This window comes from Pseudomonas sp. UBA1879, assembly GCF_002338065.1.
Classification (GTDB): domain Bacteria; phylum Pseudomonadota; class Gammaproteobacteria; order Pseudomonadales; family Pseudomonadaceae; genus Aquipseudomonas.
In genome coordinates this window covers 312,479-324,572 of sequence record NZ_DDHJ01000001.1, presented here as the reverse complement: position 1 = coordinate 324,572, position 12,094 = coordinate 312,479, and the positions used below count along the sequence as shown (strand labels likewise).

The 12,094-nt window shown below is 60.6% G+C and carries 11 protein-coding genes; 10 read left to right on the top strand and 1 reads right to left on the bottom strand.

Going from position 1 to position 12,094, the window contains the following annotated elements; translation table 11 throughout:
- Positions 1-28 precede the first annotated feature (28 nt).
- Positions 29-637, bottom strand: coding sequence for a hypothetical protein (locus B3N48_RS01465; protein WP_296178752.1), 609 nt, complete (start codon positions 635-637; stop codon positions 29-31).
- Positions 638-747: 110 nt separating this feature from the next.
- Here B3N48_RS01465 and B3N48_RS01460 point away from each other — a divergent pair, with 110 nt between their 5' ends.
- The 10 genes from B3N48_RS01460 to B3N48_RS01415 all read left to right on the top strand — a co-directional run bounded on the left by B3N48_RS01460 (position 748) and on the right by B3N48_RS01415 (position 11,835).
- The gene (locus B3N48_RS01460) at positions 748-1,236 is read left to right on the top strand and encodes an LEA type 2 family protein (protein ID WP_296178751.1); all 489 of its coding nucleotides are present in this window, start codon (positions 748-750) and stop codon (positions 1,234-1,236) included.
- Between the two features lie 4 nt (positions 1,237-1,240).
- Entirely contained in the window at positions 1,241-1,447 is a 207-nt protein-coding gene (locus B3N48_RS01455; RefSeq protein ID WP_296178750.1) for an SEC-C metal-binding domain-containing protein, read from the top strand.
- 270 nt (positions 1,448-1,717) lie between these two features.
- Complete coding sequence (locus B3N48_RS01450) at positions 1,718-4,201, top strand: penicillin acylase family protein (RefSeq protein ID WP_296178749.1); 2,484 nt, start codon at positions 1,718-1,720, stop codon at positions 4,199-4,201.
- A gap of 241 nt (positions 4,202-4,442) precedes the next feature.
- Complete coding sequence (locus B3N48_RS01445; protein ID WP_296178748.1) at positions 4,443-5,480, top strand: ligase-associated DNA damage response exonuclease; 1,038 nt, start codon at positions 4,443-4,445, stop codon at positions 5,478-5,480.
- Positions 5,477-7,192, top strand: a complete 1,716-nt coding sequence (locus B3N48_RS01440) for an ATP-dependent DNA ligase (RefSeq protein WP_296178747.1) — start codon at positions 5,477-5,479, stop codon at positions 7,190-7,192. The genes B3N48_RS01445 and B3N48_RS01440 overlap by 4 nt, the downstream gene beginning before the upstream one ends.
- Positions 7,193-7,631: 439 nt before the next feature.
- The gene (locus B3N48_RS01435) at positions 7,632-8,414 is read left to right on the top strand and encodes a transporter substrate-binding domain-containing protein (protein WP_296178746.1); all 783 of its coding nucleotides are present in this window, start codon (positions 7,632-7,634) and stop codon (positions 8,412-8,414) included.
- Between the two features lie 80 nt (positions 8,415-8,494).
- Entirely contained in the window at positions 8,495-9,223 is a 729-nt protein-coding gene (locus B3N48_RS01430; protein WP_296178745.1) for an ABC transporter permease, read from the top strand.
- The gene (locus tag B3N48_RS01425; RefSeq protein WP_296178744.1) at positions 9,220-9,930 is read left to right on the top strand and encodes an ABC transporter permease; all 711 of its coding nucleotides are present in this window, start codon (positions 9,220-9,222) and stop codon (positions 9,928-9,930) included. Before B3N48_RS01430 ends, B3N48_RS01425 begins: the two co-directional genes overlap by 4 nt.
- 9 nt (positions 9,931-9,939) lie before the next feature.
- Entirely contained in the window at positions 9,940-11,058 is a 1,119-nt protein-coding gene (locus B3N48_RS01420) for a succinylglutamate desuccinylase/aspartoacylase family protein (protein WP_296178743.1), read from the top strand.
- A 12-nt stretch (positions 11,059-11,070) separates the two neighbouring features.
- Positions 11,071-11,835, top strand: a complete 765-nt coding sequence (locus tag B3N48_RS01415) for an ABC transporter ATP-binding protein (protein WP_296178742.1) — start codon at positions 11,071-11,073, stop codon at positions 11,833-11,835.
- Positions 11,836-12,094 lie beyond the last annotated feature (259 nt).

Genomic DNA, 12,094 nt, shown 5'->3' with positions numbered 1-12,094 from the left:
AGCGGGCCTGTATGGACTCTGTGGTGTTTCACGCCAGCTTCAGGTGAGAAATATCCGGCACGATGACATGCTCGACCGGCTTGGTTTGCCCCATGTCACTGCCCGCAGGCGCCAGACTCAAACCTGAAAGGTCCAGCCGTGGCGCAACCGGCGCGGCTTTAGGGTCCTGAACGTTCCGGCCCAGTTCGGACAGGGTGAAGTCCGGTGCCTCGACATCGACGAACGCAGCCATATAGACGTCGCGCGGCTCAAGCTTCGAAGTTTTGCCTGGCGTGGTTTCAGGAGCAGACGACGCGCGGGGTCCTCGACGGGTCCAGCTCGGCTCATCCGGCGGTGGCGCCAGCTCGACTTCTTCCACCTCCATGGGCTGCGGCGGCAGTTCACGCTCTGGTTCGACCTGAACCTGCACTGCCATTTCCACGACCTCCGCCAGCGCCCCGGCACGCTCCAGCGTGGCGCGGTATTTCTCGGCAGCGGCCTGATCGAGGTTATTCTTCAGCACCAGCCGCCGTCCCGAGAACAGCAACGCGATGCGCTGCGCGTCGGCCTGGAACAGTTTGGCCAGGTTGGCTTTAACCCGGTCAAGTTGTGCGCCGGGTACCAATTGGCCGGAAAAAACAATTTCGTACAGCTTCACGGGTCAATACTCCTTCGACACATGGCGAGAGTATGGCGCAGGCTCTGTGGAACAGCGAGTGGCCCTGCATCGGTCACTGGCTAGACTCAAGCGCGACAGGGAGTGGACTCATGGTGTTTCAGGCAAGCGTATTCAGAATCCTCGCTCTTCTTATAGTGCTGTTGATGGCCTCCGGCTGTTCGACGTTCTCCAGCGATGACACCCGGGACCCCGACGTCAAGCTGCTCAAGGTGGACGTGGTCAAGGCTCGGCTGCTCAAGCAGGACTTGAAGCTGCGCTTTCGCATCGACAACCCCAACGACTCGAATCTGTGGGTACGCGGCCTGCGTTACAAGGTCGTGCTCAACGACATGCTGATCGCCGACGGCGAGTACAGCGACTGGTTCATCGTCAAGGCCAACGGTCACAAGAATTTCTCGGTGCCGATCCGCACCAACCTCTGGGAACACCTGAAAGACATCACTCGAATGCTCGGCAAGCCCAATCAGCCCATTCATTACCGGTTGGAAGGCACACTCAAGACCGGATTTTTATTCGGAGACAGCGTGCGTATTGGCCGCGATGGCGACATAATCCCCGGCGATTTGATTCCGGAGTAACCCCATGAACCAGCAAACCCATGTGCACGGCCCTGATTGCAACCACGATCACGACCACCACGATCACCCTCATGACCACGGCCACGTGCACGGCCCGCACTGCAACCACGAACCTCAGGAGCCCGTGCGCAACGCCCTGAAGGACGTGGGCCGCAACGATCCCTGCCCATGCGGCAGCGACAAGAAATTCAAGAAGTGCCACGGCGCCTGATGGTCGCTCTGAGGTCGCTGCGTCCGCTCTAGGCGTTGTATATGCCGAGCCGGGTTTTATGTGGGAGCCAGCTTGCTGGCGAATGAGGTCTGTCGGTCTACGCATCCATATGCTGACCCACCGTCTTCGCCAGCAAGCCAGCTCCCGCAGGTGTACGACTCACTCACCGCTGAAAAATCCTGAAATAAACTCCCCCTCCCCGCTTGCGTGACGCCTGTCTGCTCTCTAACGTAGCGCGTTTCCCACGCCTACCCCCGCAGGAGCTACAGCATGGCCTCGCCCGCCTATTCATCCCTGAAGACGCGACTCAGCACAGCGGCTGCCCTGTTGGGGCTGCTGAGCCTGGCAGGCTGCCAACTGGGCGGCGAAGACCACGACAACCTGCCACCTACCAGCGGCGTCTACGCCATCAAAGGGTTGGCGCAAAACGTGTCCGTGCGACGCAACAATTTGGGCATGCCGCTGATTGAAAGCAGCACATTCCATGACGCGCTGTTCACCCTCGGTTACGTCCACGCCAGCGACCGTATCTCGCAAATGGTGCAGATGCGCTTGTTGGCCCAAGGCCGTCTGTCGGAAATCGCAGGGCCTGGGGCGCTGGATCTGGACCGCATGATGCGCGCCGCCAACCTCAAGCAGACTGCCGGCGATCTGTACAATGCCTCGTCGCCGCGACTTAAACGCTTTTTCGAGGTGTACGCACGGGGGGTCAACGCCTACCTGTTCCGCTACCGCGACAAGCTGCCGTCTGACCTCGTCGATGCTGGCTACAAGCCCGAATACTGGAAGCCGGAAGATTCGGCGCTGATCTTCAGCCTGCTGAACTTCAGCCTGTCCGTGAACCTGCAGGAAGAAATTTCCTCACTGGTGCTGGCGCAAAAAGTAGGGGCCGACAAGCTTGCCTGGCTGCTACCGACCTATCCGGATGAAGAACTTCCCTTCGCCGAGGCCGACAAGCTCAAAGGCTTGAACCTGGGGAGTCAGATGCCTGGGTTGAGCAATCTGGACAAAGCGGCCCTGCAACTCTCCGACCTCAATCTGCTGGGGGTTTCGGCCTCCAACAACTGGGTGATCTCGCCACAACGCGCCCGGGCGGGCAAGAGCCTGCTGGCCACCGACAGTCAATTGCCGACCACCCTGCCCTCCCTGTGGAATTTCGTGCAGATTCGCGCACCGAAATACCAGGCCGCCGGTGCTACGGTCGCCGGTCTGCCGCTGGTGCTGTCAGGCTTCAACGGCAAGCTGGCGTGGGGCATGGGCCCGGCGATGGGCGACAACCAGGACCTGTTCCTGGAGAAGCTCAAGCGTGAAGGCAATCGCCTGATGGTCATGGCCGACGGCAAATGGGTCGCGGCAGGCGCTCATGAAGAGACTTATTTCATCAAGGGTCAGAGCCCTGTGCGCGAGGCCGCCTTCGAAACCCGCCACGGGCCACTGCTCAACGGCAGTTCGACGGCACTGGCCAATGGGCTGGGCATCGCGCTGCAAACCCCAAACGCCAAGGATGACAAATCCCTCGACGCGTTGTTCGACCTGACCCGTGCGCAGACTGTCGAGCGTGCGTTCGAGACGACCCGGGAAGTCCGCGCGATCACGTTGAACATGGTCTTTGCCGACGCCACCAATACCGGCTGGCAAGTGACGGGCCGCTATCCGAACCGCCGCGAAGGCCTCGGCCTGATTCCATCCCCGGGCTGGGATGGTCGTTATGACTGGGATGGCTACGCCGACGCGATGCTGCACCCTTATGACCAGGACTCGCAGCAAGGCTGGATTGGCACCGCCAACCAGCGCACCGTGCCCAAAGGGTATGGCATGCAACTGTCCAACTCCTGGGATTACCCGGAGCGGGCCGAGCGCATCGCCGAACTGGCCAACAGCGGCAAACAGGACACCCGCAGCACCATCGCCATGCAATACGACCAGACCACCCCCTTCGCGGCCAAGCTGAAAAAGATGTTCGAAGCCCCGGGCATGGCCAAACCGCTGAAACAGGCCATCGACGCTCTTGCCCCGGCCGACCGTGACAAGGCGCGGGAAGCGTTGAGCCGGCTGATGGCGTTTGACGGTCGTCTGTCGCCGGTCTCCAGCGATGCAGCGATTTACGAGCTGTTCCTGCAAGAAAGCAGTAAACAGATCTTCCTCGACGAACTGGGCCCGGAAAGCAGCCCGGCATGGAAAGCGCTGGTGCAAAACGCCGACCTTTCCTACTCGCCTCAAGCCGATCACCTGCTCGGGCGTGAAGACAGTCCGTATTGGGATGACCTCAAAACCTCGCAAAAAGAAGATAAACCGACCATCCTGGCGCGCAGCCTGGCAGCGGCGATCTCAGCAGGCGACAGCCAGTTGGGAAGCGATCACAAGGCGTGGCAATGGGGCAAGTTGCATCAATACAGCTGGACCTCGCAAAGCGCTCAGTTGACTGCAGCGCTGGGTGGCAGCAAGGCCAGTGTGATCAAAGGGCCGATGGCCGTGGGCGGTGACCACACCACGCTGAACGCTTCGGGCTTCCACTGGGGTCAGGACTTCAACGCCGCCGTTGTGCCTGCCATGCGCATGATCGTTGACTTCGCGCAGCAAGAACCGCTGATGGCGCAAAATGCCGCCGGCCAATCCGGCAACCCGGCGAGCCCTTACTTTGCCAATGGCATCGACCCGTGGGTCAAGGGTCTGTACATGTCCATTCCGCTGCAACCGGAAAATCTGGAGAAGGTGTACGGCAAACAGCGGTTGACCCTGACGTCGGGCAAGTGACACCAGGCAATACACAACTCTTGTAGGAGTGAGCTTGCTCGCGATGCGTCCTTTCAGGCGTATCACCGCTGGCTGACACATCGCGAGCGCGAGCAAGCTCACTCCTACAGGGTGGCGGTGCGTCAGCGTTTGAAGATGTGGTTGACACGCCGCGCTCCTACAGCGCAATCCATTGCGATTGACCGAACTTCCTCGCGTCTCTGCCGCTCTACCTGACAAGCCCTCCACCCCGGTCAAGCCCATGGACCTTGTCATCGCCCGCCCCGAAGGCCTCTACTGCCCGCCCGGAGATTTCTACATCGATCCCTGGCGCCCGGTCGAGCGTTCGGTCATCACTCACGGCCATGGCGATCACGCCCGCACCGGCAACGAACACTACCTGGCTGCCGCCCCTGGCGAAGGCATTTTGCGCTCTCGACTGGGTCAGGACATTAACCTGCAAACCCTGCAATACGGCGAATCGATCACGCACCACGGGGTAAAACTCAGCCTGCACCCCGCCGGCCATGTCTTGGGTTCAGCTCAGGTGCGGCTGGAATACCAAGGTGAAGTCTGGGTCGCGTCAGGTGATTACAAGGTCGAGCCTGACGGTACGTGTGAGCCCTTCGAGCCCGTTCGGTGCCACACCTTCATCACCGAATCCACATTCGGCCTGCCGATTTACCGCTGGCAGCCGCAGTCGGAAATCTTCACCGGCATCAACGACTGGTGGCGTGCAAACGCCGCTGTGGGCAAGGCGAGCGTGCTGTTCGCTTACTCGTTCGGCAAGGCCCAGCGCATTCTGCACGGCATCGACCCCAGCATCGGCCCGATTCTGGTTCACGGTGCCGTCGAGCCGCTGAATCGGGTGTATCGCGACGCGGGCGTGCGGATCCCGGAGACTCAGTACGCCGGAGATTTCAAGAAAACCGATCCCGCCCTGCGCCAAGCCCTGATCGTCGCGCCGCCATCAGCCGGCGGTAGCACCTGGATGCGCCGCTTTGGTGAGTTCAGCGACGCCTTCGCCAGCGGCTGGATGATGCTGCGCGGCACCCGCCGTCGGCGTGGCGTGGACCGGGGCTTTGCCCTCTCCGATCACGCCGATTGGCCTGGCCTGTTGTGGGCGATCGAAAACACTGGCGCCGAGCGAGTGATGGTCACCCACGGCTCGGTCGCGGTGCTGGTGCGCTATCTGCGAGAACTGGGCCTCGACGCTCAAGGCTTCACCACGGAATACGGAGATGAGGAAGACGACGCACCTGCCAAGCCGGAGACTCAGCCAGAAGAGGCATCGTCATGAAGGCGTTCGCCGAACTCTACGGGTTGCTGGATGCCACCACCTCCAGCAACGCCAAGCTTGCGGCCATGCAGCACTATTTCGCCCACGCCGCCCCGGAAGATGCGGCATGGGCCGTGTATTTCCTCTCCGGTGGACGACCCAGACAACTCGTCCCGACGCGTCTGTTGCGGGAACAAGCGATGCTACTGTCCGGGCTGCCCGAATGGCTGTTCGAAGAAAGCTATCAAGCGGTGGGCGATCTGGCGGAAACCCTTTCGTTGCTGTTGCCCCAAGCCGACCACCGCTCCGACGAAGGTCTCGCCAGCTGGATGGAACACAAGCTGCTGCCCTTGCGTGGCCTTCCCCCTGAAGAACTGCTGGAGCGCCTGCCGACGTTTTGGGCACAACTCGATCGCCAGAGCCTGATGGTCTGTTTGAAGCTCATCACCGGCAGCTTCCGGGTCGGCGTGTCGAAACTGCTGGTGACCCGCGCGCTGGCCGCTCTGGCCGATATCGACAGCAAACGTGTCGCGCAACGGCTGGTGGGCTACACCGATCTGTCGCACCGCCCCAGCGCCGAAGGGTATCTGAAACTGATCGCCGAAGAGTCTGAAGACGAACACGCGCAGCGTGGCGGCCAGCCGTATCCGTTCTTCCTCGCACACGCCTTGCAACAACCGGTCGATCAGTTCGACACGCTGCTCGGCCCCGCCGAGAACTGGCAAGTGGAATGGAAGTGGGACGGGATTCGCGCGCAAGTGGTCAAGCGCGAAGGGCGGCTGTGGATCTGGTCCCGTGGCGAAGAGCTGGTCACCGACCGCTTTCCGGAGCTGCACAGCCTCGCGCAGTGCTTGCCCGACGGCACGGTGATCGACGGCGAAATCGTGGTGTGGAAAGCGCCCACGCCTGCTTCGGACTCGCCTGACACCTTCGAATTGAACACGCCTGCGCCCGGCACGCCCAACGCGTCGGCGCCCTCGGTCCAGCCTTTCGCCCTGCTGCAACAGCGCATTGGTCGCAAGACCCTGGGCAAGAAAATCCTCGAAGACGTGCCGGTGGTGGTCTTGGCCTACGACCTGCTCGAATGGCAGGGGCACGATTGGCGCAACCGTGCGCAGCACGCACGGCGCACGCAATTGGAGCAGGTGATTGCCGACGCCCACAGTCCAGTGCTGATGCCCTCCCCGGTATTGAGTGGCGAAGACTGGCTGGACCTGGGCCAGCAGCGCGAAGCCTCCCGTAGTCTCGGCGTCGAAGGCATGATGCTGAAGGCGCGGGACTCGTTGTACGGCACCGGTCGCACCAAGGACATGGGCGTCTGGTGGAAATGGAAAATCGACCCGTTCAGCGTCGATGCCGTGCTGATTTATGCCCAACGCGGCCATGGTCGACGCGCCAGCCTGTACAGCGATTACACCTTCGCCGTGTGGGACGGCCCGCCGGAATCCAGCGAACGCACCTTGGTGCCCTTCGCCAAGGCCTATTCCGGGCTGACCGATGAAGAAATGCGCAAAGTCGATGCAATCATCCGTAAGACGACGGTGGAGAAATTCGGACCCGTCAGAAGTGTTACCCCGACACTGGTGTTCGAGTTGGGATTCGAAGGTATTGCGCTGTCCAAACGCCACAAGAGCGGGATCGCCGTGCGCTTTCCCAGAATGCTCCGCTGGCGGTTGGACAAGCCTGTCGCCGAAGCCGACAGCCTTGCGACATTGCAGGACCTTTTGGCCTGAGCACCCTTTTGGTGCTGGAAGAACGACGTGGATCACGGTCAGCGCCTCATGCTCGTGCACGGTCATCTGAGACGCTCAATGCCTGGGTCATTGGGCGTGGTCACGACAGGCCGATCGCTGTCGATGTCACTGCGCTGCGGAATTCATGAGTACGCCCGTTTCCGTAGATTCAAGCGTGCTACCCCGGCGCTTCACATTTGTCCGCTTCAAGCGATTTTCCCCGCGCCCTTTGACGCCGTTTCCGCTACTCTCCCTCAGCCTCCGGCGCCCTGAAAAAAGACAAGAGATGGCCCAAAGTCATCATTGCGACAACTCCGTACATTTAAAACGCACGTTCGTCTCTTTGGTTCGGAAATTGCTATCTTTTTGCGGTCTGGCACCTGCCGGTAGCAAGCCTTCGCGTGTTCCCAACGCTCAATTTGGTTTTAAGGACTGAACGATGAAAAAAGCATGGCTGACCCTTTCCGCACTCGCCATCTGTCTGGCCGCTGGCAACGCAATGGCCAAGGAATACAAGGAGCTGCGTTTCGGCGTCGATCCTTCGTACGCGCCCTTCGAATCGAAAGCTGCTGACGGCAGCCTGGTGGGCTTCGACATCGATCTGGGCAACGCGATCTGTGCTGAACTGAAGGTCAAGTGCAAATGGGTCGAGAGCGATTTCGACGGCATGATTCCTGGCCTGAAAGCCAACAAGTTCGACGGCGTGATTTCCTCCATGACCGTGACCCCGGCGCGCGAGAAAGTCATCGACTTCTCCAACGAACTGTTCTCCGGCCCAACGTCGCTGGTGTACAAAAAAGGCTCTGGCTTGAGCGCTGACGTCGCGTCCCTCAAAGGCAAGACCGTCGGTTACGAGCAAGGCACCATTCAGGAAGCCTACGCCAAGGCGATTCTCGACAAAGCGGGCGTGAAAACCCAGGCCTACGCCAACCAGGACCAGGTTTACGCTGACTTGGTATCGGGCCGTCTGGACGCTTCCGTACAAGACATGCTGCAAGCCGAACTGGGCTTTCTGAAGTCGCCACAAGGTGCTGACTACGAAGTCAGCAAGCCAATCGACGACCCACTGCTGCCGGCCAAGACCGCAGTCGGTATCTCGAAAGGTAACAAAGACCTGAAAGCGCTTTTGGACAAAGGTATCAAAGCGTTACACGACGACGGCAAATACGCCGAGATCCAGAAAAAGCACTTCGGTGATCTGAATCTGTACAGCGGTAAATAAGTAAACTAACGCCCGTCCTCATCAGGGGTGAATCTCCCGCTGATGTCGATGGGCGTTTTTATTGACTGTATAGGTTCCACATGCTCGATACTCTCCTGCAACACCTGGGACTGTCCGCGTTCAGCCTCAAGGGCTTTGGCCCTCTGCTGCTTCAGGGCACCTGGATGACCGTCAAACTCTCGGTAATGTCGCTGCTGCTGGCCATCGTGCTTGGCCTTTTCGGCGCCAGTGCCAAACTGTCGAAAAGCGCCCTGCTGCGCATTCCGGCGCAGGTCTACACCACGCTGATTCGGGGCATTCCGGATCTGGTGCTGATGCTGTTGATCTTCTACAGCCTGCAGACCTGGCTGACGAGCCTGACCGAAGTAATGGAATGGGACTACATCGAAATCGATCCCTTCTCCGCAGGCGTCATCACTCTCGGCTTCATTTATGGTGCTTACTTCACCGAAACCTTCCGCGGCGCGATCCTCGCGGTGCCCCGTGGACAAGTTGAAGCCGCCACCGCCTACGGCTTGAGCCGCGCTCAGCGTTTCCGCTTCGTGGTCTTCCCGCAAATGATGCGTTTCGCCCTTCCCGGCATTGGCAACAACTGGCAAGTGGTGCTCAAGGCCACGGCGCTGGTGTCGATCATTGGCTTGGCCGATCTGGTCAAGGCGTCCCAGGATGCCGGTAAAAGCACGTATCAACTGTTCTATTTCCTGGTGCTCGCGGCATTGATCTACCTGGTCATCACCAGCGTCTCCAACTTCGCCCTGCGCTGGGCCGAGCGGCGTTACGCCGCTGGCAGCCGGGAGGCTCAACGATGATCGAATTACTGCAGGAATACTGGCGCGCCTTCCTTTATACGGATGGCCAGAACATCACCGGGCTGGCCATGACGATGTGGCTGCTCAGCGCCTCCATCGCCATCGGTTTCGTCGTGTCGATTCCGCTGTCCATCGCCCGTGTGTCGCGCAACCCGCTGGTGCGCTGGCCGGTGCAGTTCTACACCTATCTGTTCCGTGGCACGCCGCTCTACATCCAGCTGCTGATCTGCTACACCGGCATCTACAGCATTGCCGCCGTGCGCGAACAACCATTGCTCGGCGCGTTCTTCCGCGATGCGATGAACTGCACCATCCTCGCCTTCGCCCTCAACACCTGCGCCTACACCACCGAGATTTTCGCCGGTGCCATTCGCAGCATGAACCACGGCGAAGTCGAAGCGGCCAAGGCCTACGGCCTGACCGGCTGGCGCTTGTACACCTACGTGATCATGCCGTCGGCGCTGCGTCGTTCGCTGCCGTACTACAGCAACGAAGTGATCCTGATGCTGCACTCGACCACCGTAGCGTTCACCGCGACGGTGCCGGACATCCTCAAGGTCGCTCGCGACGCCAACTCGGCGACGTTCCTGACCTTCCAGTCGTTCGGCATCGCAGCGCTGATCTACCTGACGGTTACGTTCATATTGGTGGGCCTGTTCCGCCTGGCCGAACGCCGCTGGCTGGCCTTCCTCGGCCCGTCTCACTAGGACCTGCCCATGCGACACCGCACCCATGATTTGCTGTCGCCAGTGCCTGGCACTGCGCGGCAGATTCACAGTTTTCACTACGGCCCGGAAAACGGCGCCTGCAAGATCTACATTCAATCGTCCCTGCATGCCGACGAACTGCCCGGCATGCTGGTGTCGTGGTATCTGAAGCAGCGCCTGGCGGAGCTGGAAAACGCCGGTCAACTGCTGGGCGAGATCGTCGTCGTTCCCGTGGCCAACCCGGCGGGGCTGGAACAGGTGCTGATGGACATCCCTCTGGGCCGCTATGAGCTGGAAAGCGGGCAGAACTTCAACCGCTGGTTCGTCGATGTCGCGCAACAGGTGGGCGATGACGTCGAGCCGTTGCTGACCGACGACGCCAAAGGCAACGTCGGCTTGATTCGTCAGCATCTGCGTGCCGCTCTGCTCGCCCGCACCGGCGTTACCCAACTCGAGTCGCAACGCCTGACCCTGCAGCGGCTGGCTTGCGATGCCGACATGGTGCTGGACCTGCATTGCGATTTCGAATCGGTCGAGCATCTCTACACCACGCCGGAAGCCTGGTCGCAAGTCGAACCGCTGTCCCGCTATCTGGGCGCACAGGCCAGCCTGCTGGCTACGGATTCGGGCGGACAGTCGTTCGACGAGTGCTTTACGCTGGTCTGGTGGCAACTGCAACAGCGCTTCGAAAAACGCTTCCCGGTGCCATTAGGCAGTTTCTCCGTGACCCTCGAACTGCGTGGCCAAGGGGATGTGTGTCATGCCCTCGGCAGTCGCGATTGTCAGGCGATCATCAGTTACCTGATGCACTACGGCGCAATTGCCGGCACACCGGCTCCGGCCCCTGAATTGATTTATCCGGCGACGCCTTTGGCGGCGGTCGAACCGGTTGCCACGCCTGTCGGTGGCCTGCTGGTGTTCTGCACACTGCCAGGCGAATACGTCGAAGCGGGGCAATTGATCGCTGAGGTCATCGACCCGATCAGCGACGCGGTGACCCCGATCCACGCGGCCATCGCTGGCCTTATGTACGCCCGCTCATTGCGACGCATGGCGACCGCTGGCATGGTCATCGCCCATGTCGCCGGCACCGAAGCCTTCCGCAGCGGCTACCTACTTTCTCCTTAAGGATTGCCAGTCATGTACAAACTGACCATCGATGGCCTGCACAAAAGCTACGGTGACCATGAAGTGCTCAAAGGCGTGTCACTCAAGGCCAACGTCGGCGACGTGATCTGCCTGATCGGCGCCAGCGGCTCGGGCAAGAGCACATTCCTGCGCTGCATCAATTTCCTCGAACAACCCAACGATGGGGCCATGAGCCTCGACGGCCAGCAAATCCGCATGGTCAGCGACGCCACCGGCATGCGCGTGGCAGACCCTGCCGAGCTGCAGCGCATTCGGACCCGTCTGGCGATGGTGTTCCAGCATTTCAACCTGTGGAGCCACATGACGGTGCTGGAAAACATCACCATGGCCCCGCGTCGGGTGCTGGGCGTGTCCAAGGTCGAAGCTGAAGACCGTGCGCGCAAGTACCTGGAGAAAGTCGGCCTGCCTGCACGCGTTGCCGATCAGTACCCCGCTTTCCTTTCCGGTGGCCAGCAACAGCGCGTGGCGATCGCCCGGGCGCTGGCGATGGAACCGGAAATCATGCTGTTCGACGAACCGACCTCAGCCCTCGACCCGGAGCTGGTGGGGGAAGTGCTGAAGGTGATCCAGGGCCTGGCTGAAGAGGGTCGCACGATGATCCTGGTGACCCACGAAATGGGCTTCGCCCGCAAAGTGGCGAATCAGGTGGTGTTTTTGCATCAGGGCCAGATCGAAGAAATCGGCCATCCCGACGACGTGCTGGGTAGCCCGAAGAGCGAGCGCTTGAAGCAGTTCTTGAGTGGCAATTTGAAGTAACCCGCCGCCCTCATCGAATCTGTAGGAGCGCGCTTGCCCGCGATGGCGATGTGTCAGGCACCATTTTCCAGCCTGACACACCCTTATCGCGAGCCAATACCGTAGGAGTGAGCTTGCTCGCGATAGCGTGACGTCAGTGATGTAACGTTAATCTGACACACCACCATCGCGAGCAAGCTCACTCCTACAGGTTCTGCGAAAACCCAACCAAACTAATCCCCTCCTCCAACGGTCTCTGACTTAACCCTCATCAGAGCCC

What these genes read in the sequence shown, in the direction of transcription:
- B3N48_RS01430 (WP_296178745.1), top strand. Translation starts at nt 8,495, where the DNA reads ATGCTCGATACTCTCCTGCAACACCTGGGACTGTCCGCGTTCAGCCTC.
- B3N48_RS01425 (WP_296178744.1), top strand. Translation starts at nt 9,220, where the DNA reads ATGATCGAATTACTGCAGGAATACTGGCGCGCCTTCCTTTATACGGAT.
- B3N48_RS01415 (WP_296178742.1), top strand. Translation starts at nt 11,071, where the DNA reads ATGTACAAACTGACCATCGATGGCCTGCACAAAAGCTACGGTGACCAT.
- B3N48_RS01435 (WP_296178746.1), top strand. Translation starts at nt 7,632, where the DNA reads ATGAAAAAAGCATGGCTGACCCTTTCCGCACTCGCCATCTGTCTGGCC.
- B3N48_RS01440 (WP_296178747.1), top strand. Translation starts at nt 5,477, where the DNA reads ATGAAGGCGTTCGCCGAACTCTACGGGTTGCTGGATGCCACCACCTCC.
- B3N48_RS01455 (WP_296178750.1), top strand. Translation starts at nt 1,241, where the DNA reads ATGAACCAGCAAACCCATGTGCACGGCCCTGATTGCAACCACGATCAC.
- B3N48_RS01460 (WP_296178751.1), top strand. Translation starts at nt 748, where the DNA reads ATGGTGTTTCAGGCAAGCGTATTCAGAATCCTCGCTCTTCTTATAGTG.
- B3N48_RS01420 (WP_296178743.1), top strand. Translation starts at nt 9,940, where the DNA reads ATGCGACACCGCACCCATGATTTGCTGTCGCCAGTGCCTGGCACTGCG.
- B3N48_RS01445 (WP_296178748.1), top strand. Translation starts at nt 4,443, where the DNA reads ATGGACCTTGTCATCGCCCGCCCCGAAGGCCTCTACTGCCCGCCCGGA.
- B3N48_RS01450 (WP_296178749.1), top strand. Translation starts at nt 1,718, where the DNA reads ATGGCCTCGCCCGCCTATTCATCCCTGAAGACGCGACTCAGCACAGCG.